The organism is Bacillus sp. es.034 (genome assembly GCF_002563655.1).
In the GTDB taxonomy this organism is placed as follows: Bacteria; Bacillota; Bacilli; order Bacillales; family Bacillaceae_B; genus Rossellomorea.
In genome coordinates this window covers 2,847,176-2,872,188 of record NZ_PDIY01000001.1, presented here as the reverse complement: position 1 = coordinate 2,872,188, position 25,013 = coordinate 2,847,176, and the positions used below count along the sequence as shown (strand labels likewise).

Genomic DNA, 25,013 nt, shown 5'->3' with positions numbered 1-25,013 from the left:
GTAAAAGAGTGCTGACAATCTGTCAGCACTCTTTCTTCTTGTAGAAATCAATTATTTCTTAAGATACGTCCAGCCCTCTTCTTGATACACTTTATCTTCTTTCATCAATTTTCCCAGCGCCCTTTTAAAAGCCGCTTTACTCATATTGAAACGATCTTTGATTTCCTCGGGCTGACTCTTATCCCAAAATGGTATCGCACCGTTCCGAACTGCCAGATACTCAAGGATGACTTCAGAATCATCCTGCATTTTATCCTGCTTCAAAGGTAAGAACGAAACATTCAGGTTTCCGTCATCCTTCACGTCGATGACTCTGCCTTCAACGAGTTCCCCGAGTCTCGGCTCCGCTTTACGCTCATTCATGTGAACGAAGCAGCGATATCCTTGTTCAGATAAGAAGAAGGTTCCTACTCTCAGAAGTCGATACACCCGACCTTGAACTTTAGCATTCATCATTTCAGCGGAAGCTCTTCTTGACACCTGTTCAATGATATTTTCAGTGGCCAATCTTCCGTATAAACGGTCTTGCTTATCACGGTTTAAGGTAAGGAACAGCTGATCGCCAGCGTTCGGCCAAAGCTCCTGAAATTTCGGAAGATCATCTGATGAGACCAAAATATCCTTAGGCAACCCAATATTCACAAATACGCCTAAATCTTCCCTTTTATCCACTACTTCTGCCCAACCATATGCACCGACTTGCACCTTAGGGATTCGCATGGTCGCTGTCAAGCGTACGTCTTTATCATGATAAAGAAATACCTTCACTGTATCTCCCTCTTGGATTTCTTCTGTTATTTCAGAGTGATGCAGAAGTACACGATCGATATCATTCGTTAGAAAGAAACCGTATGGCACTTCATGATCAACGTATAAATCCTCTACTGTACCTGGTTTTAAAGAAGACATTATATTTATTCCTCCAATATTCATTCACGTATTCACTTACGTTTTCTCTACTCATTGTTTGTATTCACTAAATATAGCTTTTTTCAGGAATGATGTATAGGGCGTATGCCGTTTTTAATAATAAATCATCAATTTAGAAAATAGTGAATTCACGAACTTTTACCGGTTCCATTGACCGGATGATAGTCAGTTGTTATGATTCTCCTAATTCAATTATAACAAACATATATGCACCTTGTATAAGTTCAAGAATATGGCTTGAACGTTTCTACCAGCTACCTTAAATGGCTTGTCTACAAGATAAAGTAAGACCAATGGAATTATTTTATCCTGTAGATATACTCTGGTTGATTCTGTCACCGGAGTTTTTTTATTTTATCTACACGGAGGGTTAAGTATGAAAACATTCTTTCAATTTGCTGAAAGAGGGACAAATTATAGAAGAGAAACGTTAGCAGGTGTCACGACTTTCCTATCAATGGCTTATATTCTTGTTGTGAACCCCATCATCCTGAGTCAGGCCGGAATGGATAAAGGGGCACTATTTACAGCCACCGCCCTGTCAGCGATTGTTGGATCCCTGTTAATCGGTCTACTTGCAAACTTTCCGATCGGGATCGCCCCCAGCATGGGTCTAAACTCATTCTTTACCTTTTCGGTATGCATCGGTATGGGAGTGGACTGGGAAATCGCCCTGACAGGAGTATTTATTGCTGGCATCATCTTTATGATTTTAAGTGTGATGAAGATCCGTGAAAAAATCATCAATGTCATCCCTCAGGATTTAAAATTCGCCATTGCCGGCGGCATCGGATTTTTCGTGGCATTCATCGGTTTTAAAAACGCAGGAGTCGTCGTTGCCAACCCTGAAACATTTGTATCGATCGGGAACCTTTCTTCCCCCCCGACACTTCTTGCTGTGTTTGGTTTTATCATTACCCTGATGATGTTAGTAAAGGGAATTAAAGGCGGGATATTCTATGGAATGGTTGCAACGACCATCATCGGGATGGTCGCGGGTCAAATTTCCGTGCCTCACTCCATTGTTGGAAGTGTCCCTAGTCTCGAGCCGACATTCGGAGTGGTATTCAACCATTTAGGGGATATTTTCACTCTTGAAATCATGGCGGTCATCTTTACGTTTTTATTTGTTGCTTTCTTTGATACGGCAGGTGCCTTGATTGCGGTGGCCAGTCAAGCAGGGATCATGAAGGATAATCAGATCCCGAACGCTGGCCGGGCTCTCCTGGCTGACTCTGCATCGGGAGTGGCCGGAGCGATATTCGGGACCTCAACAACGGCATCATTTGTAGAGTCCTCTGCCGGAGTGGCGGTCGGGGGAAGAACCGGATTCACGTCTATCGTGATTGCCATCTGTTTCTCCGTCGCCCTTTTCTTTTCCCCCATCTTATCGGTCATCACTCCAGAAGTGACTGCCCCTGCACTTATCATTGTCGGTGCATTGATGGCTACGGAAGTCAGACATATCAATTGGAATCGACTTGAAGTGGTCATTCCTTCTTTTGTGACGATTATTATGATGCCTTTAACCTTCAGTGTTGCAACGGGGATCGCATTAGGTTTCATTCTTTATCCATTTGCGATGATTTCATTGAAAAAGTGGAAAGAAGTTCATCCCATCATGTACATCCTTTGTGGGCTATTCATTATATACTTTGCATTTTCTTAAAAAACGAAGAGGTGATTCCGTTTGGACGGGATCACCTCTTTTGTTATTTGTGGAAGTTTCTTACTGCTTCGTCTGAGGGGAGGAAGAATGTCATCATCCCGAGTAGAGGAAGGAAGCTGCATAGGATCATGACGAATCGGATGGTGTAAAGATCGGCCAGTCCTCCAAAGATGACTGCTCCGACAGCACCCATGCCGAATGCCAAACCAACGGTCAAACCGGACACCATGCCGATTTTCCTTGGCATTAGTTCTTGGGCATACACCACGATGACACTGAAACTTGACGATAAAATAAAACCGATGCAAAAAATGAACGGAAGGACAATGGATAGCGGTAAATAAGGTAATGCAAGGGTCAGAGGTGCGGCCCCGAGCATAGAAAAGAAGATGATGTTCCTCTTTCCGAAACGATCGGCAAGGGGCCCACCCATGAAGGTTCCCAAGACTCCTGCAAACATAAAAGCAAATATGTATGCCTGGGCTTTTTTAATGGTAAGACCATAGTCTTCAATCAAATAAAATTGATAATAATTTGATAAACCTGCTCCGTACCATGATCTTGCAAACACGAGAAATACAACAAACACCATCGCCCACTTAATTTTCGGGTTAATGGGTGTTTTTTTCCCATCTTTACTCTTTTTTCTCCTGTTCATTTCATTGAAACGTAACTGATGTGAATACCATTTTGAAACACGGAACAAGACAACGACCCCAATAATAGCCACGATCGTAAACCATAAGGCTCCTATTTGACCAAAAGGGACAAAGACAAAGGCAGTGATCAACGGGGCAAGCGCCTGGCCGGTATTTCCACCCACCTGATAGATCGACTGAGCCAGTCCCCTCCGATTTCCGGCAGCCATATAAGCCACTCTTGATCCTTCAGGATGAAAAATGGCAGAACCGAATCCGATGAATAATACAGAAATGATGATCCATATGAAGTGACCGGATAGAGCAAAACCGATCAACCCTGCCAAGCTGGACAACATCCCCAATGGAAGTAAGTACGGCTTTGAACGTATATCGGCATAAAATCCGAAGACCGGCTGTAATAAAGAAGACGTCATATTGAGCGAGAAGGCAATCCATCCGATTTGCATATAACTAAGCCCCAATGACTTCTCAATGATCGGGAACATAGCCGGTACGACAGCCTGGAGGGTGTCATTGATAAAATGACCAGAACTGATGGCTAATAGTATTCCATATATAGTAGGATTCACTGCCGTTTTGGTTGCCGTTTGTGCCACGTCCATCTCTCCCTTCATTATTTCGTCACTCTAAATAGTATACTGAATAATTCGAACATTTCCTATGGGTAAATAAAAAAAGCCGAAACGTATTTCGACTTTTTTCAATGAAGCATTATCCTCTGTTCGGGAATACCCGTTTTACCATATCCGCTATTTCTTCGCCAAATCCTTCAATCGGTTTCCCGTTTCTGGCTTTATCGGCATACCCTCTCATACGGTCTACGAAATCAGGATTTGTTGACACATACACATTATTGATGCTGCCATTTTCTTTTTTCACTTGATCTGAGATTTTCTTTTCCAATTCCTTTGAAACGTTCCCATTCTTATGGTTTTCTAATACAGCAGCAACGTATGCATTCTGATCAGTCGTCAGAACATAAGCACTCTTCACTTCTTTAAGTTCTGCCACTTTCTTCGCTTCTCTGTCAGCAAGAGAGTAATTTTCTCTCATCATCCCGTCATTCACATTATTCACATAATCACGGTTCGCCTGATCATTCTTGTAGTTCACTCTCTCCAGGTTACGGTTGTTCATCTGCTGTCCTTCTTCGTTCATGTTATTGCTTGTGCCGCAACCGGCAGCAGTGATCATTAACATCAATCCAATAGTTGAAATCAATAGATATTTTTTCATTTCTTTGCCTCCTAAAATTTATTCAGTCTTACTTTCCCCAGCGCTTCTTGAATCTATACAAGGGATACGTTTATGTTTAATCCATTACTACATTAGGGAAAACTCGAAAAAGAAAACGATTTAGGGAGGTAGGATCATTGTTCCAGGCAGCTTTGTGGGGAGGGGTAGCCAGTCTCTCCCTCTTGATTGGGGCATTTATGGCAATATTTCTTCATATTCCAAAAAAAGTGGTAGCGTTTATTATGGCATTAGGTACAGGTCTGATTATCGGATCTGCCACTTTTGATCTCTTAAGTGAAGCAGAAGGAAAAGCGGACCTGCTTTACCTCATTTCCATGTTCCTTCTGGGTGCCCTCATCTTTACTTTATTTGAAATGTTCATTTCTAAAAAAGGTGGAAGTGAGAGAAAACGGTCGAAGAAGAATCCCCATGGCCACTCGGGGCTCGCCATATATGTTGGTACCATCATGGATGCCATACCGGAATCCATCATCATCGGTGTCAGTTTTATTGAAAGTCAATCCATGCAATGGGTTTTCATCATCGCTATATTCATCAGTAACTTGCCTGAATCTTTATCCAGCAGTATAGGGTTAAAGCTCGATCATTACAGCACGAAGAAAATCCTTTACTTATGGGGAAGTGTTGTCATTCTTTCTTCTCTCAGTTCGCTGCTTGGATATGCTTTATTGCAGGACGCCCCTGAAAGCACTTCATACATCATCGGAGCGTTCGGGGCCGGGGGGCTGCTTGCTATGGCCTCTTCAACGATGATGCCGGAAGCATATGAGGAAGGCGGACCCATTGTCGGTTTCCTTTCATCCCTGGGAATCATCCTTTCCTTTGTGCTGACACATATGTCATAGGTGTTTGAAACATGTATCAGAAAAAAACGTACCCAAGTTCAAGCTTGAGTACGTTTTTTTGATTATTCCTCATGATCGATGGTCAAGCCTTCTACAAATCGTTTCCCCATGAGCTTATCCTTTTTCCGATTTTCTTTGCTGTTGAAGATAATATCGAAATCGTAATCCTCTGGATACAATTCCTTGGCGGATACATACAGACGAAGCCGTTTATGACTCACAGATCTCTTTTCCCCTTTGATCTGTACGATGTAATTCCCTATACCATCAGGACCTTCATAAACAATGCCAAATTCTCCTTCCGGAGAGATCTTGACATTATCTCATATGACAAAGGAGATGATACTTCTGGTTTCTTTCTGGATTTTTCCGTGATTCCTTTTTTTATGTTTGTTTACGATGATCTGCTTCTCCATTTCCTTTTTCACACTGTAGTCGATTTCTCCCAGACTATAGGTTTTCTTCTTCTTATAAGTGATTTCATGTGCTTTTTCAATGATCTCAGGGTGCATCCCAAGCTTCAAAGCTATAGAAAATGCCTGACTGTCCCCACCCTGACCGACAATCAGTTTATACGTTGGCTGCAAGGTTTCGATGTTAAACTCCATACTGCCATTCATAAAGCCTTCATGCTCCCCTGCAAAATGTTTGATCTCACTATAGTGAGTAGTGGCAATAAGTGTGGCACCCTTTTCATACAATTGATCCAGGATAGCCGTGGCAAGACCCATTCCCTCCATAGGATCTGTACCAGAGCCGAGTTCATCCAATAAAACAAGGGACCGGTCGTTTGTATCCTTTAATATGTTGATAATATTTTTTATATGGGAACTGAATGTACTCAAGTTCTGTTGAAGGCTCTGCCCATCCCCGATGTCCAGAAGTATTTGTTGATATATACTGATTTCACTGCCCTCGGCTGCAGGAATATGCAAACCGCATTGGGTCATGAGGGTAAGGAGCCCAACCGTCTTTATGGTTACGGTTTTCCCTCCGGTATTAGGTCCGGTGATGACCAATGCATGAAATCCCTCCCCCATTTTGATCGTTAGCGGGACTGCCTGTTTCCCGAGCAGAGGATGAACCGCATTGATCAAATGAATCCTCTGTTCTTCATTTACATCAGCCTTCACCCCATCATAGGCGCGACTATATTTTGCTTTGGCAAACAATACGTCATAGTGGATCATCGTTTCAACCGCAAGTGTGAGTTGTGGCTCGTATGTTTGCACCAAGCCGGTCAATGTCCATAGAATATTTTCAACTTCATGATCTTCTTCAAGCTTTAAAGTAAGGAGCTGGTCCTGTTGTTTGCTCAATTCCTCCGGCTCGATATACAGGGTTGAACCCGAGGCTGAAGAATCCAGAACGGCACCTTTCATCTTCCCCCTGAATTCTTTCTTGATGGGAATGACATATCGCCCGTTCCGTTGACTAACAATCGTTTCTTGAAGAAATGATTTATACCTTGCCGATTTGACAATCGATTGTACTTTATCTTTTAACCGTTCTTCCTGGATTCCAGCCTGCTTCCGAATCCTCAACAATTCTTTACTCGCATAATCATCGACTCTGCCATTCCTGATGCATCGGTTGATTTCCTCTCCGAGATCAGGAATATCTTCGATTGAATAGACATAGGAAGAAACCCTCGGTGCGAGCCATTGTTTATCGTCCATGTATTTTTTCAGCTTTTTACATGCATCGAGAAAATAATATAAACTTGTGAGCTGATCCGGCCTCAGGGGAACCCCTTTATTCAGATTCCCCATGATGTTCTCCACCCCGTCTAATGCGTGGATAGGCACACTGGCACTTTTCTTTAAGATGTGTACAGCTTCTGTCACCTCATCAAGGCGCATTTCAATTTGACGGATATTTGTGGAAGGACGAATGTTCCACAATTCCTTTTTACCTTCTTCCGTCAGGGCAAATTCCATTAATTCTTCTTTCACTGAGTTAAACTCAAGTGTTTGAAACGTTTTTTCATTCATTCCATTTCCCTCCGAATATACAAAAATAGACCACAACGAACAATGTCCATCGTGGTCTTCCTTCACTCGTATACAAACCTCTCCATCATAATAGCGCACGTGTAATCGCAAACGGCTTCCAGATCAACTATGTGAAAGAAAGTCCTCATCTGCGGAATTATGCACAAAAAAAGAGCTGTGCACAAAGACACAGCTCTCCTGATTAAGGGTTGAGTATGCTATGACCATTGTTCTTAACTACATTTTGAAGGCATAGCTAAATAAGCTGATCCAGCAGCCTGAATTAAAAGGCAACTGCCTGCAAAATGTCCGTATTCATTTCACGGTTAGTTAAGAACGACACCTAACATATTACATACTCCCTTTGTATACACTATTTAAATTCAAGATTAGTTTACGACGCATTCCATCTATTGTCAATAGGTTACTGTAATGAACGTTTATATTGGAACTTTTTCCACTGAAAGCGGATGAAACATCCTATGCAGAATCCTGCAAGGGCAACGGACGCAGCCACAAAGACCATTCCTGAAAAGAGATAAACCCCAATTTCCCATCCTGCCAGGCTACTTATGATGGATCCGCCCAGACAGCTGACTGCAATGATATTGTTGAACCTTTGCTGCTCAGCATCTTCAGGTGGATACGCGGAAGGCTCTTTCTTTAAGAAGAACTTTCCTGCCTGCATGACGGGATTATATTTAAAAAGCAAAGCTGACATTCCGACTAAGAACGGAAGCAGTAAGAGAAATTCTATTTGGGACAACCATGAAAGAGCAACTGTTGACACGATGAACCATTGATTCAACTGAACTAATGGTTTTGGTATCGAATTGGCTGGAGCTGTAGTCATATTAATTCATACCTTCCTGATTGGAATTAGTGTAATTACAGTGTATGGCATAGAGAAGAAAAAATCAAAAGAAAAAACCGAATCCGGATGCCCATTTTTTGGCCGGTTTCGGTTTCTTCGATAGAAGGAAGATTAGTCTGCGCTTTTTTGTCAATTCTTTAATTCATATTTTTTTTGTAACTCCTCAGGGGCCATCTTTACCATCAGTTGAAGAATGAAGGTAAACACAGCCAGATCATCGACAATTCCCAGTAATAGGAACACATCCGGGATCACATCCAACGGCAGCCAGATATAGAATGCAACCAATCCCACCGATAAACCCTTTTTCACCGCGGAAACATCCCTGGAACGAAAAAAATCAACCAAAAACGGAACCGATCTGCGAACATTAAAAAGAAACCGCACCCGCTTCAAAAACCTTATCATCCGTTATCACCTTTTTGTATTTTTTCGTTATCATAGCACAACAAACCAACAGAAAGTATAAATTACTACATAGCATCGATTTTTGGCTCATTCGAGGGAAACGAACGTTTCCCTCGCCTTTCAGCAAAAGCTGAAAGGGGAAATGAGCCAAAAATCACTTGGTAAAAAATATTATACAATGTTGCCTTTTGTTCTTCTTCAAATCCTATCTTCACTTATGTAAATACCCCGTAAATTTATCACTGTTCCTCTCAACACTCTATCTTTTTAGCATACTCGCGTGTTATAATCTTTTAGATTGAGTATTAGGAGGTATTTCACATATGATTCAGGTATCAGATGTAAGCTTACGTTTTGGTGATAGAAAGCTATTCGAAGACGTGAATATAAAGTTTAATCCAGGGAATTGCTACGGACTTATCGGAGCAAACGGTGCTGGTAAATCAACATTTTTAAAGATTCTTTCAGGAGAAATCGAAGCGCAGACCGGCCATGTATCCATGGGGTCAGGAGAGCGACTTGCTGTCTTAAAGCAAGATCACTTCGAATATGAAGAATATGAAGTGCTGAAAGTTGTCATTATGGGGCATACCCGTTTATATGAAGTCATGCAGGAAAAAGATGCTATCTACATGAAAGAAGATTTTTCTGATGAAGACGGCATGAGAGCGGCAGAATTAGAAGGTGAATTCGCTGAGCTTAACGGTTGGGAAGCTGAATCAGAAGCGGCCATCCTACTAAAAGGCTTGGGAATCAACGAAAATCTTCACACGAAACAAATGTCCGAACTGACAGGTGGAGAAAAAGTAAAAGTATTATTGGCACAAGCACTATTCGGTAAGCCGGATGTCCTTTTACTCGATGAGCCTACCAACCACTTGGACATCCAGGCGATTCAATGGTTAGAAGATTTCTTGATCAATTTCGAGAACACAGTCATCGTCGTATCCCATGACCGTCACTTTTTAAACAAAGTGTGTACACATATTGCTGACCTTGACTTTGGGAAAATCCAAGTATATGTCGGGAACTACGATTTCTGGTATGAGTCCAGTCAATTAGCACTGAAAATGGCTCAGGATCAGAATAAGAAGAAGGAAGAAAAGATCAAGGAGCTTCAGGCATTCGTTGCCCGGTTCAGTGCAAATGCATCTAAATCGAAACAAGCCACTTCTCGTAAAAAATCGTTGGAGAAAATTTCATTGGATGACATCAAACCAAGCTCACGTCGTTATCCATATGTACAATTTAAGCCGGAGCGTGAAATCGGAAACGATGTCCTGCGTGTGGAAGGTCTTACAAAAACAGTTGATGGAGTAAAGGTCTTAAACAATGTTTCCTTTATCTTAAATAAAGAAGATAAAATCGCACTTGTCGGAGCGAATGAAATTGCCAAGACCACTCTTTTCAAAATCCTTGCAGGGGAAATGGAACCCGATAGCGGTACATTCAAGTGGGGCGTGACGACATCCCAAGCTTACTTCCCGAATGAAAACTCCAAATACTTCGAAGGAAATGAACCTTCCCTTGTGGACTGGTTACGCCAATACTCACCGGAAGATGAGAGTGAAACTTTCCTTCGTGGATTCCTGGGTCGCATGCTATTCTCAGGTGAAGAAGTATTGAAGAAACCGAGTGTCCTTTCCGGAGGGGAAAAAGTCCGTTGTATGTTATCCAAGATGATGCTTAGCGGGTCAAACGTGCTTCTGCTTGATGAACCTACCAACCACTTGGATTTGGAGTCCATTACAGCATTGAATAACGGATTGATCAACTTCAAAGGGGCGATGATTTTCGCATCCCATGACCATCAATTCATTCAAACAATCGCGAACCGCATTATCGAAATCACCGAAGACGGTGTCATCGATAAAGAAACAACCTATGATGAATTCCTGGAAATGAAGGCTGCCATGAAGGCGTAACATGATATAAACAAAAAAGCAGATGCCGAAAAATCGGCATCTGCTTTTTTGTTATGTGTGATAAGGGCTATGAACTTTGTCCGCTCTTCACTAAATACCCTTTGATTTGAAAATAGCTGATCTCTTTAGGCAGCTCTTCTTTTATTGGTTTCAAGAGGTCTGTCCCTGCCTTTGAAACTGCTTCTTCAATCAGGCTTTCCTCTTCATCTGTAAATAGGATGCTCCAGTCATCAAGGATCCCTTCCTGATAGGTACGGATGATGTGGTTTTCAATCGTAGCCGTACTCATCCCCCTCTCTTTCGCAATTTCTTTAATTCCTTTGTATTCCTTAAATAAGGCATAACTGATCAAATAGGATGCCGTATCAGAATGGTTTGCCTTCCGGGCAGGTGCAGGTACCGGCTTGACCGTCTCCACCTGATGCGTTGGATTCTCTTCTAAGAAAGCTGAGATTTCCGCAATGAACATTTCTCCATAGCGATCCTTCTTGCTTTCCCCCACTCCACTTACCTGAAGAAATTCTTCTGAGGTTTTTGGCATTTTCACACACATATCCTGTAATGCCTTATCCGAGAAAATGACAAAGGGCGGGACCCCTTCTGAGTCTGCAATTGTTTTCCTGAGGACTCTGAGGGTCTGAAATAAACCATCTTCCTTAGGGATAATGCCAGAAACCGTAGGCTGTACCTTTCTGGATACGGTTCTTTCTCCCATCAATACCTCTTTTCCCTTGGATGACACTTTCAGAACGGGAAAACTGCCCCCTTCCACCTGGATGACCCCTTCAGATATCAAATAATCGATGAACAGTCCGACTTCTTTCTGAGATTGATCCTTCATTAGTCCATAGGTGGATAACCGGTCGAATCCCCATTCAAGGATTTTCTTATTCTTTGATCCCGTCAACACACCACTGATAAGGGAGGTTCCAAACCTCTCATTCATTCTCATCATACAGGATAATACCATTTGTGCTTCCTTTGTGACATCCTCGGATTCTCTCTCATCCAGGCAATTGCTGCAATGGCCGCAGGGTTCCTCTACGCGTTCCCCAAAATATGCGAGTATGTAGTTCTGTAGACAGGATTCGGTATGGACAAAATCAACCATGTCACGTAATTTCTGCATCTCATTCTGATGCAATTCCGGATTAATGATATTTTGATCAATGATGTACCGCTGCGTCTGGATATCCTGAGGGGAAAACAATAACACACACTCGCTATCCACTCCATCACGGCCTGCCCTGCCGGCCTCTTGATAGTATCCCTCCATATTCTTCGGAATTTGATAATGAATCACGAAGCGGACATTCGACTTATTAATCCCCATTCCAAACGCATTGGTCGCTATCATGATCGTGATGGAATCATTCAGGAAAGCTTCCTGCTGGTCCTGCCTTAATGCGTCAGAAAGCCCGCCATGATATTTCCCGACGGCCACTCCTTTTTTCTCAAAAAACATATAAAGGTTTTCAACTTCTTTGCGTGTCGCACAATAGATAATGCCTGAATGCTGCTGATTCTTTTTTACATACCCTTCTACCCAACGCTTTCGATCTTCTCCTTTTACTACCTGGAAAAATAAGTTCGTCCTCTGAAATCCTGTTAATACTTTGTATTTTTCCGGAATGTGCAAGTGATGAAGAATATCGGATTGCACTTGGGGAGTGGCAGTGGCTGTAAGAGCAAGAATCGCCGGATTTGCACGGAGTTGGTTCACAGCATTGTAGATCCCTAAATAGCTTGGTCTGAAATCATGGCCCCATTGGGATAAACAATGGGCTTCGTCAACAGCTACAAGGGGAATGGGCAAACTATCGAGGAAACGAAGGAAACCATAAGATTCTAATCGCTCGGGAGCAATATAAACAAGCTTGTATTCCCCCGCTGATATCTCTTCCATTCTATTCTCTACTTCACTGGTTGATAGGGTGCTATTAATGTAGGTAGCGGGAATCCCTTGATGAATCAATGAATCCACCTGGTCCTTCATCAGCGAGATAAGGGGTGAGATCACCAGGGTCACGCCATCGAGCATAAGTGCGGGAATCTGGTAACAAAGTGATTTCCCACCGCCAGTGGGCATAATGCCGACTGTGTTTTTCCCGTCTAATATGTATTCAATGATACTTGCTTGACCATCCCTGAATTCATCATAACCAAAGTATTGCTTTAATACTTTTTTTGCTTCTGTGATCACAATCTTCCCTCCAAATGATATTCTTGTCCCTATATTGTATTAAAGAAAAGCGGAGGTGCCAATAGGAAGTCCAAAGTTCCCACGAAAAAACCCCCTCTTCTCTCCGTTTTGAGGGGGCGAAATACTTATAATGAATAAACCTTCTTACCTTTATGCCATGTTTCTATTACCCTGATGTTGTTTAATTCATCGCTTGTAACCTCCATTGGATGTCGATCCAGCAGGATGAAATCTGCACGTTCTCCTTCACAGAGGGTTCCTGAATTATGTGGTTCATTTAATTCGATGATGGTGGGCATGGACGTATATCCCCTATACGCTTCATTCACTGTCAGCTTTTCCTGGGGCTGCCAGCCACCTGATGGATTTCCAGTAAGGTCGGTCCTATTCACGGCTGCAAACATCCCCTCGAAGGGATCGATGGAACCAATAGGCAAGTCCGAGCTTAATGTATAGGGGATTTCCCGGTTTACGATACTTTTAAATGCATCGCAATAGGGAGCAAGATCTTCCCCTACCCATTTTACTTTTTGGTCCCATTCCCCCATCAAGAAAGAAGGCTGAGTTTCAATCGTGGGTTTGAGTTTTTCCAACCGGTATAGTAAATCCTCCCCCAAGGTTTGAGCATGGATGATCCTGTGATGATACGTATCGGTTCGCGCTTCTTTCTGTTCGAGTGCGGTAATCGCCTGTTCTACCGCTTGATCACCGATGGCATGCATGGCCACCTGCATTCGATTTTCACCTGCCAGCCTTACCAGTTCATTCAGCTCTTCCTGGGAATAGATCAAGATGCCGTTTGTATCAGGCCGGTCCTTATAAGGGATCCTCATGGCCGATGTATGAAGACGTTGAGTCCCATCAAGGAAAATCTTCACAGCGCCTACTTTTACATGTTCTGTACCTTCGCCTGTCCGTTCTTGATGGCGCTCGAGAAAATCATGCAGATGCTGTTTTTTAAAGATGTAATGATGCAAATATACTCTGATCGGTAATTCCCCTTCTTCTTCCAAACCCGTATAGGCCGTCCACAACCGGTCATAAGACCCTATGAAATTCAGGTCGTCCGTGTGAATGGTCGTAATCCCATGCTTGAGCATATGAGGAATTCCGAGTTTGATTGCATCCTTGGCATCTTCACTGCTTCTCTTCCGGAAATGATGTTTGATGAAATGTACGGCACTATCCTTGAAACGACCTGTCCATTCCCCACTGTCATCTTTTTCTTTGAAAGCATCAGGAATTTCGTTGAATTCCTCTTCATCCTTTAGTAATTCCATGACCTTATGATTCACAATGCATTCATGGCCGTCCTGATGAAGAAAAAACATATACGTATGTAAATGCAATTCATCCAGATCCTTCCCGGTCAAAAGATCATCTCGATCCTTAAACTCACTATCATCAAGGCCTCTTCCTACGACCCAATCCCCTTTCTCCATCTCAGGATAATATTCAAGAACTTCCTTTTTCATTTCTTCCCAACTTGTCACATGTCTAAGGTCCAGTTCCCTCTTCATTAATCCATATCGTAAAAAATGCATGTGTGAATCATGAAATGCCGGGGAAAGCACTCTTTCCATCCCGTCGACCGTTTCCCCGTTTTCGGTTTTTCTTTCCCCTTCTGTGATCTCCCTTATCCTCCCCTCCTCAATCGTTACACTATATTTCTTAGTGGGGTCGGTATATTCATGGCCGTCATATAATCGAACATTCGAAATCTTCACAAGGCACTTCCTCCTTAAAGTTAGGTATATTCTTGTTTATACCTCAACCCGATTCGATTAAACGTAAAAAAAGCTGTACATGCATTTTCGCATGTACAGCCCCTTCAATGAATCAGAACCATCTAACTGTTTTTTCTTCTTTATTTTCGTCAACTGGTTTGGACAACTTCCAAAAACCGTCCCATACAGTTTCTTTACGCCCATTTTCAACGGAAGTACTTTTCGCTTCTTTATCTTTCTTGGACATGATGCTCCCTCCTTTAATACATAAATACATTACATACTATTCAAATGTAAAAAAAGAGTTTAATCATTTTTTTGCAATTCAAGAAACAGTTACGATCAGGATAGAAAAAAGGAACCAATCCGGGGATTGGTTCCTTACGTTCAATCAGGATGATTTCATTGTTGGATGGGGATTATCAACCACTTGCAGTACTTTAGTGGAAGTCACCATATCTTCTTTACAAAGCGGACACTTAGGTGTATCTTCACTTTTGAAATTGTCTCTCATCCAGCCCTTGCAATCTTCAGCGGAACAAGCCCAAATCTTTGTTTCCTCTGTTTTTATTTCTTCCTCAACTTGATTTCTACGACCAAAAGCCATTGAACGTCCTCCTTTAAGGTAAGTAGGATTTCCTTGCTATGCTTTCTAACAGGAAAATATTGATTGTGGTAATTTATGCTGCAGATAGTATGTGGTCAGTAATAGTACGTTAAATAATCGGATAAAATGCATCGATTATTTCCATTATACCATACTTGACTCCATTTTAATATACCATCACTAAAGTATGGGCTTTATGTAAAGATGGAAAGAACGATTCATTTTTTCTTTTTGCTCCTTGAGGAAGGAACCTTCACCCCACCTGGCATTTCCTGACTTGTCGTGCCTTGCCCTTCTACTTGAGAAGAACCGAGAGTGGCTTTTGATGCATCCTTTTTCCTGTTACTCATCGAAATCACCTCCATTTCTACCGTTCCCATGAACCTCTTATTTTATGTACATCGCTGTAGAAAAACCGGCCCGTTCAATGAGTAAGAAACGGTTACATGGGAAATCTAATCATTAAATTAAGCTTTTAGGGTGTTGAGGTCTGTGTTCAAACGAAGAGAAATGAAGAAGAGTATAGATCAAGGCCTTCCCCACAGCTTTGATATCGAGATCTTCCATAAGGAATTGCTTGCTTTGTTGAGCAACAGTGAAGACTTAGTATTCAGGGTCATCACAAAAGGGGATCAAAAAATCGCAGTGGCTTATTTCGACGATCTGATTAACCCCACTTCCATGCAGGATAGCATTGTCAGACCAATAGAGGAATCTAGCGAAGAGCTGGACTATCACCTGATCAAAGATACGATTAATATCCCAAAGCTTACAACAACGAATGCCATTACTGATGTTGTCGACAATCTTGTGAATGGGACCGCTTATATCTTTAAAGAAGGAGATACCCACGGTGTTTTAGCGGATGTGGCAGATAAAGGTACACGGGCACTTGAAAAGGCAGAAACCGAATCATTGGTATTTGGACCGAAGATCTCGTTCACTGAATCCATAACGAAGAATCTCAATTTAATTCGCTCAAATATCAACGATCCTAAATTATGCGTCGAGACCTTTATGATCGGATCCAGAACGAAAAAAAAGGTACAAATGGTTTATATCAAGGATATTGCTGAGGAAGAAAACGTGAATACATTCAGACAGCGGATGACAGATATTGAAATTGATAGCATTGTGGATTCAACTGTCCTTGCTCAATTGATTGAGGATAATTCTTTCACCTTCTTCCCCCAATTCATCACAACAGAGCTGCCCGACCGGTGCACCATCTCCCTTCTTCACGGTAAAATCGCTTTACTCGTGGATCGCAGTCCCACGGCGATAATCGGACCTTCCACGTTCATAAATTTCTTTGAATCTACCGAGGATATTTATATGAGATGGAATATGGGTACATTTCTCCGGTTTATCCGCTTTGTAGCGATCTTTTTTTCTATCCTTTTGACTCCGGCATATGTAGCCGTCCTAACGTATCATTATGAAGTCATTCCTTCTGCACTCTTAGTATCATTGGGGCAGTCTCGGTCAAATGTGCCCTTCCCCCCGGTCTTCGAAGCCCTTTTATTGGAGTTTATCATTGAATTGTTAAGAGAGGCCGGAGCCAGATTACCAACCAAGGTTGGACAGACGATGGGAATCGTGGGTGGTATTGTCATCGGACAGGCATCAGTTCAAGCGGGATTCACCAGTAATATCCTGATCATCATCATTGCGATTTCCGCTCTTGGATCTTTTACGGCTCCCAGCTATGCCATCGGGACTGCCGTTCGGATCATTCGTTTCCCGATCATCGTCATGGCAGGATTATATGGCGGCGTCGGAATCATGTTTTGCTTTTGCTTTATCTTGATTCATTTACTGAAGATCACAACATTGGGAAGACCCTATTTATCTCCCATCTATCCATTCAGATTTTCCGATTTGAAATACAGCATATTCCGCATGCCATATCAGTATTTTGTCAAACGTCCCGTTTCCAACCATCCCATTGACAAGGGGCGCATCCCGATCAAAAAAGCAAAGAGGAAAAAAGACGTCGACGAGTAAAGGGTGATGTTTATGGAGATCAATGTGAATCCTAAAGAGCGGCTGATGTTTAATGCGTTTTTACTTATGTTTATTTTACATACTGCACAAACCGGGGTAGGAATTGCAGGGTTACCAAGGATCATTTATATGGAGGCCAATAAAGATGCCTGGATTTCGGTGATCATTGCCGGCATTCTTGTTTCCTTTGTGTTATTCCTCATGGTTAAAACGCTTGAAACCTATGATAGTGCAGATTTATATGGGATTCATATGGACATATACGGAAAGTGGATCAGTAAAGGGGTAAATGTACTCTATATTCTTTTTTACCTGAGCGTGACCTATGTCATCCTGATGAATTACATCGAAATGGTGCAAGCTTGGATCTTCCCGAGAATGCCGACTTGGCTATTGATGGGACTGCTCATCTTCTTACTTGTTTATGGTGTTCTAGGGGGGATCAGAGTGGTCGTGGGAATTGCGTTTTTAGGTCTGATACTGGCATTTTGGCTATTATTCATGATATATACCCCGGTTAAATTCATGGACTTCAATCACCTTCTGCCAGTCTTGACTTCCTCTCCAAAGGAGCTCATGATGGGTGCTTATAAAACGAGTTTTACCATCATTGGCTTTGACTTGGTGTTATTTGTCTATCCTTATATAAAGGAAAAGAAAAAAGTATTAAAATACGCTCTCATCGGTACCGGGTATTCAACCTTTTTATTCACCGTGGTGACCGTTGTAAGCATTGGATTCTTCTCAGAGGACGCTCTCTTAAAGACAATCTGGCCCGTTCTATCCATGTTCAAAATCTTGAGGATCCCAAACCTGGAGCGTTTCGAATTCATTGCCGTCTCCTTCTGGATGTTAGTCATCCTCCCAAACATATGCTTGTACTTTTGGGTAGCGACCAGGGGAATGAAACGAGTCTTTCATTTTTCCCAAAAAAAAGCCATCTATCTCTTCGCAGCTATCCTATGGATATTGTCGTTATTCGTTCATGAACGAATAACGATGAATACCATTACTGATAAGGTGGGTACTGTAAGTTTTTTTCTCTCTTTCATGTACCCCGCTTTCCTGTTTATCCTGGTTAAATTAAAACATATCGGGAACAAGAAAAAGGGTGTAGATATATGAATAAAGTCTTGTTACTTATTTTGGTCTGTTTTCCTTCAATTTTCTTAAGCAGCTGTGTAGAAACGAAATATTTAGAAAAACTGGGTCTGATCACTGCCGTCGGGTATGACCAGGCTGAAGATAACAAAATCACGGGGACGCTGGTCCTTTATCAATTCAACCCTGCCATGGAGGATGTTGAAAAGGTCCTCTCCACTACGTCGAAAACCAGTAAAGGTATTCGGTTATCACAAAATCTAGAGTCTGATCACAAACTTGTGTCTGGCCAGTTGAGGATCGTTGTATACGGCCGGGACCTTGCAGCCAGAGGGATTTCCCACCTGGTGGATACCCTTGAAAGAGATTCCGCAATCGGAAATATGGTGTATTTAACGATAGCCGATACCACGGCTGAAGAAGTATTGAGGTATCAGATGGAGGAAAGACCTTCGAATAGGGGGACCTACCTTTACAATTTAGTCAGGCAAAACGTAGAATCAGAGATGATTGTTTCCCCAACCCTCCAGGAATTCATCACTGATTACGGAAGCGTCGGTAAAGACCCCATCCTTCCATTATTGAAGGCTGCAAATGGAAAAGTCGGGATAGATGGCTTCGCATTATTCACAAGAGATAAGTTCATTAAAGAAATTAAAAAAGACAAAATCTTCTTCATCCGTTCTTTGATGGAAGACTACAACGCAGGGAGTGTTGAGGTTGAATTACCTCTAGATAAGTTCAAGCCCTATTTATCTCGCCTACCTGCAGCTCCCGATGACAACAAAGTATATATGATGATCGACAGCATTAAATCTTCCTATAAGATTCAAACAGAAAAAAAAGAACGGGCTTCATTCAAGGTCGAATTGAATATTGAGTCGCGAATACTTGAAATGAGTGAAGAATTGAAGCTCTCTAAACCAAAGGCACTGCAATTGGTTGAAGAGGAAGTTGAGAATTATATTGAAAAGAACATTAAGGATATCCTCCTGATGCTGCAAGAGGAAGGAACCGATCCGATTGGGTTTGGAATGGAGTACAGGAGTGTCAGGGGAAACGAGGATTTGACAAGGAAACAGTGGGACAAACTGTATAAAGTGGCCACCTTTGATGTGAAGGTGAATAACACAATCATCCGTACAGGTGTTATCGATTAATAACGGGAACAGGTCTATCCGATATCGGATAGACCTATTGTTCCATTATATCGGTGATTTCTCTGATGATCAAGTCATCCTTGATCTCCATCGGCTGATCGTTCTCAAAGATGACCAATCCGTAATAGACCTGCAGATCATCATCACAGGCTTCGCAAAAATACACCTCTTCCGGATCCCAAAATGCTATGGAGTGAAATTTCTTCGTTTTTGCCTTTGGATAATGTTCACTGAATCGTTTCAGTTCAGAAAGAAAGGTTTCAACAGCTTCATCCCTGCTATCAAACGTCCAATCTCTTCTAATATCCTTTTCCCAGCCTTCAAAAAACCACCATGGCTCTGCATCACTTTTTGTCGTTATAACTCTCCATGTAATATCCATTGCTTCACCCTCCTTGCTACCTTGTCCAAATTGTACATAAAATCAACCAGAAAGAAAAATATTTAACTTAGGCCTTCCTATAAAATTATTGACAAGTTCCCTGACGTACAAGCATAGGTTTAATAGAAAAGTACTATGCTGTCTGACGAGGAGGGAAATCATATAAATTTCATTGTATTGAAGAAAGGTTCCATCATTGCCATTTTGGTGACAATCCTGGTGATTACAGTCGGTACGGTTTGGTCGTTATCTTCCAAAAACTCATATCCCACAGTGTCATTATCGGAGAAAACGGAAAAAAAACAAGTCATTCAGCTTGTAACCGGCGAGTTCAAATCGAAAACACCCGACGGCAAGGAAATCGAAGCATATCGGTGGGACCCAGGGACCATTGTTGTCGAGAAAGGCAGGGAGGTTGAACTGCGCATTTACGGAGTAAACGGTATGGAACACCCATTTTACATTGAGGGCACGGATATTAAAGGTACTGTAAAAAAAGGGAAAGAGACCGTGGTAGATGTAACCTTTGCAAAGGAAGGAACATACAGACTTATTTGTGAAATGCACGAAACCATCGAGAATAATGGTCCGATGATTGCTTATATCGTTGTTGATTAGCGCATGATTATAGAAATGAGGGGTCTCTAGAGTGGTTTGCCACATAGAGACCTTTTTAACATGCTCTCACAGTAATCTTTTATCAATGAAACCATTTGTTCACAAAATCGTATAAACAATTACCATGGATTCTATCCGCATTTCGCAGTATACTGTTAATGTGATAAAATGATCATTCATCAATTATTAATGCAACTAGATTAGTAAAAGGAGTCTTCTCCATTGACATTCATTATTGTACAAGACTTATTGGATTTTTACTTAAGTCCTTTGCATGTTAGTATCGTATTTTTATTCATACTGGCATTGATCTGGGATCGGTGTCCATCACCATTCCATCTCTATACACAATATTATGATAAAAAGCTGGAAGGAAACAACCTCATTGTCAGGCAGGTAGCAGAAAATGAAGCCTTACCTGCCAGAGTATGGTTTACAACCTGTATGAAGTTTCAATTCTATCACACTGATAATGATGAAGAATCCTCTTCTGTATATATGTAAAAGAAAAGCATATGTACAGAGGAGGAAAAAACATTGAAAAAAATTTCATTCATTTTCGTTTTACTATTATTCACCTTGACTGGATGCCAGTCTGCCACCACTGAAGGAGCATTCTTTCATGACTATCTTGTCAATCCATTTTCATTTCTCATTCATGAAATTGGAACCTTCCTTGGCGGGAACTTTGGCGTGGCCATTATCGTGATCACCCTTCTTATTCGTCTTGTTCTTCTGCCTTTTATGCTTAAAACGTATAAGAATCAACAGGATATGAAAGGGAAAATGGCGTTGATCAAGCCTGAGATGTCTGCGATCCAAAAGAAGATCAAAGAAACGAAGGATAAAGAAGAACAGAAAAAGCTTCAGCAGGAATTGATGATGCTCTATCAAAAAAACGGTGTAAATCCTCTTAATATGGGATGTTTGCCGTTATTGATCCAAACGCCGATCCTGATTGGACTCTATTATGCGATCCGTTCATCTTCAGAAATTGCCAGTCACTCTTTCCTATGGTTCAATCTTGGACAACCGGACCATATCATGGCGATTATTGCCGGGGTTGTGTACTTGGCGCAATCTCGCGTTTCCTTGATGAACATCCCTGCAGAGCAGCAGGCACAGATGAAAATAATGGGGCTTCTGTCCCCGGTCATGATCTTCATCTTTTCACTTAACGCACCTGCTGCACTTCCGCTATATTGGACGGTCGGTGGCGCATTCCTCATTCTGCAGACCCTGATCGGCAAGACCCTTTACCATCAGCAGCCAGCATTAGAAAAACAGGAAAGTCAATAACAAAAGGGAGCCTGCCGGCTCCCTTTTGTTCTATATTCAACTCTTACTTTTTGAATGACCCTGGCCGAAACACGGACGTCCCTGCAATGAATAGAAGGGCCATGTAAATGATAAACGGGTAAAATAAAAGTTGCCCGCTCCATTCCTTCCCGAATAGTCCCCCCTTGTGCTCACTCGAAGCAATCGCTTCTGTGTGGGCTACGGCTGTTCCTTTCACCGGTGTCAACATGGTTGAAAGCAATTCATCATGATCCTGGTTATAAAGGGACAACTCACCACTTGCGGCAAGTTTCTGTGTGATCTTCCCGTTTACAGGCTGGGTAAATGGAATATCCTTTTTCAAATCATAAGAAGTGCCGTCCAATTGAAAGACAGTCTCCTTAGGGATATAATTCCTTTCAAACTGATTCAACCCATAATCAAGCAGTTTCTTCGTATCGGAATAAATGGCTCTTTTGGACTGTGCCTTCATCGTGACGACCACGATCGAAAGTTTATCATTTTCCGCTGATGTCACCAGGGTGTGTCGGGATTCGTCTATAAACCCATTCTTCCCTCCTGTCACATCAGGATAAGGAATTTCCCCCTTCACCATCTTGTGATGATTATAAAGCGTGGTATTCCACCCTTCAGCCTTCCAGTCCAGGGAGTCTATATCAAATAACTCCCTGAATTGTTCATTCTGTAATGCGTAGCTTGTAATTTTGGCCATATCATAGGCGGTTGTATAATGATTTTCCCCATAAAGTCCATGAGGATTTTCAAAATGTGTATCCCGGACCCCCACGTCCTCCTTAAGAAAGAGATTCAATTTATCTACAAACTGTTTTACAGAACCCTCGGTATGTTCAGCGATGGCAACGGCGGCATCATTTCCCGAGTTCACCATCAGCCCTTGAAGCAGCTGATTCATAGTCAGTGTTTCACCGGCAGCTAAATAAACAGTGGAACCCTGGGTATGGCTTGCCTTCTCACTGATTTTCACCTTGTCACCGAGATCGCTATGCTGAATCGCATAAATCGCTGTTGCAATTTTTGTAATACTTGCAGGGTTCATTTGTTTAGTACCATTTTTAGAGTACAGGATGCTCCCTGTTTTTGAATCTATTATAATAGCCGAATCACTATAAATATTTCCTGGTCTTTTTACTGCATTTTGTTGAGCTGAAACGCTTGAGGTAATGGAGCAAAGAAAGATCAGCACAATAACCTTTTTCATATATCCACACACCTGTCTTGTCATTGGTCTCAATTACCCATTCTACCAAAAAAGGATTTCCTATAATCATTCAATATAAAAATGTTAAGAAATTGAAAGAATGATGCTAATTCCTTACATATTTCCCCGATTTTTCTTCCATCATTGATACTTTATTTCCTTTTTTCCTTCGTTTCCACTAAAATGAGAGTATAGATATGAAACCTTTTACACGATGAAACGTAAGTATGATAAGCATCTTTATTAAGGGGTAGATGAAATGAACACATTTCTGCAATTTATATTAAGGACCGTCATTTCTTTCAGTGTGGGGACCGGCAGTTTTATCGCTTACTTACTCCTCTTTGACATGGGATTTCCTCTTACACTCTTATCGGGTGTAGGTACCGGGATACTCTTTTTCATGATCGTTAAGGCTCTTCAAAAAAAATGGTGGTTGAATAAAAATGGTCTTTCCGGACAGGAATTTCGATATATAAACAGGAACTTAAAGGAAGCGAAAGAAAAGGTAAAACGGCTGCAACGGCAGCAGTTAAGGGTAAGGTCTCTCGGAGCTTTTAAGCAAATCCTTGAGATCAACCGATTAAGCAGAAGAATTTACCAACTTGTAAGAAAAGAGCCTAAGAGATTTTTTTCAGCTGAGTCCTTCTTTTTCTACCATTTAGATTCTGTCGTGGAAATTACCGAGAAGTATACGTTCCTGGCTTCCCAGCCTGGTAAAAATAAAGAAACCTTCCTGTCTCTCCAGCAAACCCGTACGACGCTGGACGATTTAACAGGTTCCTTGGAAAATGATTTACAGAAAGTGTTGGCAGATGACATGGATCACCTGCAAATTGAACTGAATTTCGCCAATCAGCACTTATCGCACAAAAAAGATCTCAAATAAAGGTCGGAGGTTATATGATGGAACAACGAAATGAACAATCAGAACTGGATTTATTGCTTTCGAACCCGTTCGGGGAAGAAATGCCTGCTGTGAACGAAGAAACTAAGTCCCCCCTGTTACTTGACCGTTTACCTAAAGAACAGCAGGAAAAAGCCAAACAATTAGCAGCACAAATCGATTACAAGGACTATGAAGCCATTCTAAAATATGGAACAGCGGCCCAGACTCAACTGTCTACATTTTCACATTCGATGTTAGATCATGTGCAAAAACGGGATATCGGGCCGATCGGAGACGTGTTAGGCGATTTAATGAAGAAGCTCGAGCAAATGAATCCCGATGAGCTTAATACGAAACAGAAAGGCGTATTTAAAAAGCTCTTCCGAAAAGTTTCATCCTCTTTACAGGAGGTGCTTTCTAAATACCAAAAAATCGGGTCTCAGATTGATCGGATTTCAGTCAGACTCGAGCATTCGAAAAAGACCTTGCTCGATGATAACCGACTATTGGAAACCTTATATGAAAAAAATAAGGACTACTTTCAAGCCCTTAATATGTATATTGCCGCTGCTGAAATCAAACGGGAGGAAATACAGCACAATCTTCTCCCCTCTTTACGTAAGAAAGCAGAAGAAACCGATGATGAGCTGATCTACCAGGAAGTAAATGATACCATGCAGTTCCTTGATCGACTGGATAAACGTATCCATGATTTGAAACTGAGCAGGCAAATGACGATTCAGTCCGCCCCTCAAATCCGTTTGATACAAAATACAAATCAGGCATTGGCAGAAAAAATCCAAGCCTCTGTCCTTACAGCGATTCCTCTTTGGAAGAATCAAATCGCCATCGCCCTTACCCTTCTGAATCAACAGAAGGCTGTTGCCGCTCAAAAGCAGGTATCACGCACGACCAACGAGCTGCTATTAAAGAACTCCGAGATGCTCAAAACAAACAGCATCGAGACCGCTAAAGAAAACGAACGGGGAATCATAGATATCGACACCCTGAAGAAAACACAGGAAAACCTGATTTCCACCATTGAAGAAACATTGGCCATCCAGGCAGAAGGCAGACAAAAGCGACAACAGGCCGAACAGGAAATGGTCACAATGGAAAATGATCTGAAACAAAAACTCATCGAAATCAGAAAGTAAACACAGTCATAATATGAGCACTGGTCATCCCTCTGAATTTATCGTGGAAATGGCTAAAAGGACCATGGTCTCTTCGTATA

The 25,013-nt window shown here is 41.8% G+C and carries 23 protein-coding genes, 1 pseudogene and 1 riboswitch; of the genes and pseudogenes, 11 read left to right on the top strand and 13 right to left on the bottom strand.

Annotated features, from left to right (window positions below; all coding sequences use genetic code 11):
- Nucleotides 1-51 precede the first annotated feature (51 nt).
- Nucleotides 52-909, bottom strand: a complete 858-nt coding sequence (locus ATG71_RS14705) for a CvfB family protein (RefSeq protein WP_098440221.1) — start codon at nt 907-909, stop codon at nt 52-54.
- Nucleotides 910-1,124: 215 nt separating this feature from the next.
- Nucleotides 1,125-1,225, top strand: a riboswitch (purine riboswitch).
- Between the two features lie 81 nt (nt 1,226-1,306).
- Here ATG71_RS14705 and ATG71_RS14700 point away from each other — a divergent pair.
- Entirely contained in the window at nt 1,307-2,599 is a 1,293-nt protein-coding gene (locus ATG71_RS14700) for an NCS2 family permease (RefSeq protein WP_098440220.1), read from the top strand.
- A 43-nt stretch (nt 2,600-2,642) separates the two neighbouring features.
- On the opposite strand, the gene ATG71_RS14695 is transcribed toward ATG71_RS14700, so the two are convergent.
- Both ATG71_RS14695 and ATG71_RS14690 read right to left on the bottom strand, forming a co-directional pair.
- Complete coding sequence (locus tag ATG71_RS14695; protein ID WP_098441848.1) at nt 2,643-3,863, bottom strand: MFS transporter; 1,221 nt, start codon at nt 3,861-3,863, stop codon at nt 2,643-2,645.
- A gap of 109 nt (nt 3,864-3,972) precedes the next feature.
- Nucleotides 3,973-4,497, bottom strand: coding sequence for a YhcN/YlaJ family sporulation lipoprotein (locus ATG71_RS14690; RefSeq protein WP_098440219.1), 525 nt, complete (start codon nt 4,495-4,497; stop codon nt 3,973-3,975).
- A 137-nt stretch (nt 4,498-4,634) separates the two neighbouring features.
- Here ATG71_RS14690 and ATG71_RS14685 point away from each other — a divergent pair, with 137 nt between their 5' ends.
- Nucleotides 4,635-5,363 (top strand): ZIP family metal transporter, encoded by a 729-nt coding sequence (locus tag ATG71_RS14685; RefSeq protein WP_098440218.1) that lies wholly within the window; start codon nt 4,635-4,637, stop codon nt 5,361-5,363.
- Nucleotides 5,364-5,425: 62 nt separating this feature from the next.
- Here ATG71_RS14685 and ATG71_RS14680 read toward each other — a convergent pair.
- The 3 genes and pseudogenes from ATG71_RS14680 to ATG71_RS14670 all read right to left on the bottom strand — a co-directional run bounded on the left by ATG71_RS14680 (nt 5,426) and on the right by ATG71_RS14670 (nt 8,543).
- Nucleotides 5,426-7,357, bottom strand: a pseudogene (locus ATG71_RS14680) (endonuclease MutS2).
- A 424-nt stretch (nt 7,358-7,781) separates the two neighbouring features.
- The gene (locus tag ATG71_RS14675) at nt 7,782-8,210 is read right to left on the bottom strand and encodes a DUF4395 domain-containing protein (protein WP_098440217.1); all 429 of its coding nucleotides are present in this window, start codon (nt 8,208-8,210) and stop codon (nt 7,782-7,784) included.
- Between the two features lie 150 nt (nt 8,211-8,360).
- Nucleotides 8,361-8,543, bottom strand: coding sequence for a YkvA family protein (locus ATG71_RS14670; RefSeq protein WP_353616282.1), 183 nt, complete (start codon nt 8,541-8,543; stop codon nt 8,361-8,363).
- A 419-nt stretch (nt 8,544-8,962) separates the two neighbouring features.
- On the opposite strand from ATG71_RS14670, the gene ATG71_RS14665 reads away from it, so the two are divergent.
- Nucleotides 8,963-10,564 carry an ABC-F family ATP-binding cassette domain-containing protein gene (locus ATG71_RS14665; RefSeq protein ID WP_098440215.1) on the top strand — a complete coding sequence of 534 codons (1,602 nt, stop codon included), beginning with the start codon at nt 8,963-8,965 and terminating at the stop codon, nt 10,562-10,564.
- Nucleotides 10,565-10,631: 67 nt separating this feature from the next.
- Here ATG71_RS14665 and recQ read toward each other — a convergent pair whose 3' ends face one another.
- The 5 genes from recQ to ATG71_RS14645 all read right to left on the bottom strand — a co-directional run bounded on the left by recQ (nt 10,632) and on the right by ATG71_RS14645 (nt 15,451).
- Nucleotides 10,632-12,767, bottom strand: coding sequence for a DNA helicase RecQ (gene recQ / locus ATG71_RS14660; RefSeq protein WP_098440214.1), 2,136 nt, complete (start codon nt 12,765-12,767; stop codon nt 10,632-10,634).
- Nucleotides 12,768-12,892: 125 nt separating this feature from the next.
- Nucleotides 12,893-14,494 carry an amidohydrolase gene (locus ATG71_RS14655; RefSeq protein WP_286163020.1) on the bottom strand — a complete coding sequence of 534 codons (1,602 nt, stop codon included), beginning with the start codon at nt 14,492-14,494 and terminating at the stop codon, nt 12,893-12,895.
- A 112-nt stretch (nt 14,495-14,606) separates the two neighbouring features.
- Nucleotides 14,607-14,741, bottom strand: a complete 135-nt coding sequence (locus ATG71_RS23785; protein ID WP_286163019.1) for a hypothetical protein — start codon at nt 14,739-14,741, stop codon at nt 14,607-14,609.
- A 144-nt stretch (nt 14,742-14,885) separates the two neighbouring features.
- The gene (locus ATG71_RS14650) at nt 14,886-15,101 is read right to left on the bottom strand and encodes a cold-inducible protein YdjO-related protein (protein ID WP_034758928.1); all 216 of its coding nucleotides are present in this window, start codon (nt 15,099-15,101) and stop codon (nt 14,886-14,888) included.
- A 218-nt stretch (nt 15,102-15,319) separates the two neighbouring features.
- A complete protein-coding gene (locus ATG71_RS14645; RefSeq protein WP_098441846.1) occupies nt 15,320-15,451 on the bottom strand; it encodes a YuzL family protein in 132 nt (43 codons plus the stop codon).
- Between the two features lie 160 nt (nt 15,452-15,611).
- Between ATG71_RS14645 and ATG71_RS14640 the strand changes: the two genes are divergently transcribed.
- From ATG71_RS14640 to ATG71_RS14630, 3 genes are read left to right on the top strand one after another with little or no spacing between them, the layout of a single operon-like run.
- Nucleotides 15,612-17,108 (top strand): spore germination protein, encoded by a 1,497-nt coding sequence (locus tag ATG71_RS14640; protein WP_098441845.1) that lies wholly within the window; start codon nt 15,612-15,614, stop codon nt 17,106-17,108.
- A gap of 12 nt (nt 17,109-17,120) precedes the next feature.
- Nucleotides 17,121-18,233 (top strand): GerAB/ArcD/ProY family transporter, encoded by a 1,113-nt coding sequence (locus ATG71_RS14635; RefSeq protein ID WP_098440213.1) that lies wholly within the window; start codon nt 17,121-17,123, stop codon nt 18,231-18,233.
- The gene (locus ATG71_RS14630; RefSeq protein ID WP_098440212.1) at nt 18,230-19,369 is read left to right on the top strand and encodes a Ger(x)C family spore germination protein; all 1,140 of its coding nucleotides are present in this window, start codon (nt 18,230-18,232) and stop codon (nt 19,367-19,369) included. Before ATG71_RS14635 ends, ATG71_RS14630 begins: the two co-directional genes overlap by 4 nt.
- A 34-nt stretch (nt 19,370-19,403) precedes the next feature.
- Here ATG71_RS14630 and ATG71_RS14625 read toward each other — a convergent pair whose 3' ends face one another.
- Complete coding sequence (locus ATG71_RS14625) at nt 19,404-19,751, bottom strand: DUF1033 family protein (protein WP_098440211.1); 348 nt, start codon at nt 19,749-19,751, stop codon at nt 19,404-19,406.
- 162 nt (nt 19,752-19,913) lie between these two features.
- Between ATG71_RS14625 and ATG71_RS14620 the strand changes: the two genes are divergently transcribed.
- The 3 genes from ATG71_RS14620 (at nt 19,914) to yidC (ending at nt 21,668) form a co-directional block, all read left to right on the top strand.
- Entirely contained in the window at nt 19,914-20,369 is a 456-nt protein-coding gene (locus tag ATG71_RS14620) for a cupredoxin domain-containing protein (protein ID WP_098441844.1), read from the top strand.
- 222 nt (nt 20,370-20,591) lie between these two features.
- Nucleotides 20,592-20,873 (top strand): hypothetical protein, encoded by a 282-nt coding sequence (locus tag ATG71_RS14615; RefSeq protein WP_098440210.1) that lies wholly within the window; start codon nt 20,592-20,594, stop codon nt 20,871-20,873.
- A gap of 33 nt (nt 20,874-20,906) precedes the next feature.
- Entirely contained in the window at nt 20,907-21,668 is a 762-nt protein-coding gene (yidC, locus tag ATG71_RS14610) for a membrane protein insertase YidC (protein ID WP_098440209.1), read from the top strand.
- Nucleotides 21,669-21,711: 43 nt separating this feature from the next.
- Here yidC and ATG71_RS14605 read toward each other — a convergent pair whose 3' ends face one another.
- A complete protein-coding gene (locus tag ATG71_RS14605; protein ID WP_098440208.1) occupies nt 21,712-22,887 on the bottom strand; it encodes a D-alanyl-D-alanine carboxypeptidase family protein in 1,176 nt (391 codons plus the stop codon).
- A 259-nt stretch (nt 22,888-23,146) separates the two neighbouring features.
- Between ATG71_RS14605 and ATG71_RS14600 the strand changes: the two genes are divergently transcribed.
- Together ATG71_RS14600 and ATG71_RS14595 are read left to right on the top strand one after the other, a co-directional pair.
- Nucleotides 23,147-23,776: a 5-bromo-4-chloroindolyl phosphate hydrolysis family protein gene (locus ATG71_RS14600; RefSeq protein WP_098440207.1), complete on the top strand. Its 630-nt coding sequence runs from the start codon at nt 23,147-23,149 to the stop codon at nt 23,774-23,776.
- Between the two features lie 14 nt (nt 23,777-23,790).
- Entirely contained in the window at nt 23,791-24,933 is a 1,143-nt protein-coding gene (locus ATG71_RS14595; RefSeq protein WP_098440206.1) for a toxic anion resistance protein, read from the top strand.
- The last annotated feature ends 80 nt before the right edge of the window (nt 24,934-25,013 follow it).

Excerpts from the sequence above, each read along its gene's own strand:
- ATG71_RS14705 (WP_098440221.1), bottom strand. The coding sequence starts at position 909 with ATGTCTTCTTTAAAACCAGGTACAGTAGAGGATTTATACGTTGATCAT.
- ATG71_RS14700 (WP_098440220.1), top strand. The coding sequence starts at position 1,307 with ATGAAAACATTCTTTCAATTTGCTGAAAGAGGGACAAATTATAGAAGA.
- ATG71_RS14695 (WP_098441848.1), bottom strand. The coding sequence starts at position 3,863 with ATGGACGTGGCACAAACGGCAACCAAAACGGCAGTGAATCCTACTATA.
- ATG71_RS14690 (WP_098440219.1), bottom strand. The coding sequence starts at position 4,497 with ATGAAAAAATATCTATTGATTTCAACTATTGGATTGATGTTAATGATC.
- ATG71_RS14675 (WP_098440217.1), bottom strand. The coding sequence starts at position 8,210 with ATGACTACAGCTCCAGCCAATTCGATACCAAAACCATTAGTTCAGTTG.
- ATG71_RS14665 (WP_098440215.1), top strand. The coding sequence starts at position 8,963 with ATGATTCAGGTATCAGATGTAAGCTTACGTTTTGGTGATAGAAAGCTA.
- ATG71_RS23785 (WP_286163019.1), bottom strand. The coding sequence starts at position 14,741 with ATGTCCAAGAAAGATAAAGAAGCGAAAAGTACTTCCGTTGAAAATGGG.
- ATG71_RS14650 (WP_034758928.1), bottom strand. The coding sequence starts at position 15,101 with ATGGCTTTTGGTCGTAGAAATCAAGTTGAGGAAGAAATAAAAACAGAG.
- ATG71_RS14645 (WP_098441846.1), bottom strand. The coding sequence starts at position 15,451 with ATGAGTAACAGGAAAAAGGATGCATCAAAAGCCACTCTCGGTTCTTCT.
- ATG71_RS14640 (WP_098441845.1), top strand. The coding sequence starts at position 15,612 with ATGAAGAAGAGTATAGATCAAGGCCTTCCCCACAGCTTTGATATCGAG.
- ATG71_RS14635 (WP_098440213.1), top strand. The coding sequence starts at position 17,121 with ATGGAGATCAATGTGAATCCTAAAGAGCGGCTGATGTTTAATGCGTTT.
- ATG71_RS14630 (WP_098440212.1), top strand. The coding sequence starts at position 18,230 with ATGAATAAAGTCTTGTTACTTATTTTGGTCTGTTTTCCTTCAATTTTC.
- ATG71_RS14625 (WP_098440211.1), bottom strand. The coding sequence starts at position 19,751 with ATGGATATTACATGGAGAGTTATAACGACAAAAAGTGATGCAGAGCCA.
- ATG71_RS14605 (WP_098440208.1), bottom strand. The coding sequence starts at position 22,887 with ATGAAAAAGGTTATTGTGCTGATCTTTCTTTGCTCCATTACCTCAAGC.
- ATG71_RS14600 (WP_098440207.1), top strand. The coding sequence starts at position 23,147 with ATGAACACATTTCTGCAATTTATATTAAGGACCGTCATTTCTTTCAGT.
- ATG71_RS14595 (WP_098440206.1), top strand. The coding sequence starts at position 23,791 with ATGATGGAACAACGAAATGAACAATCAGAACTGGATTTATTGCTTTCG.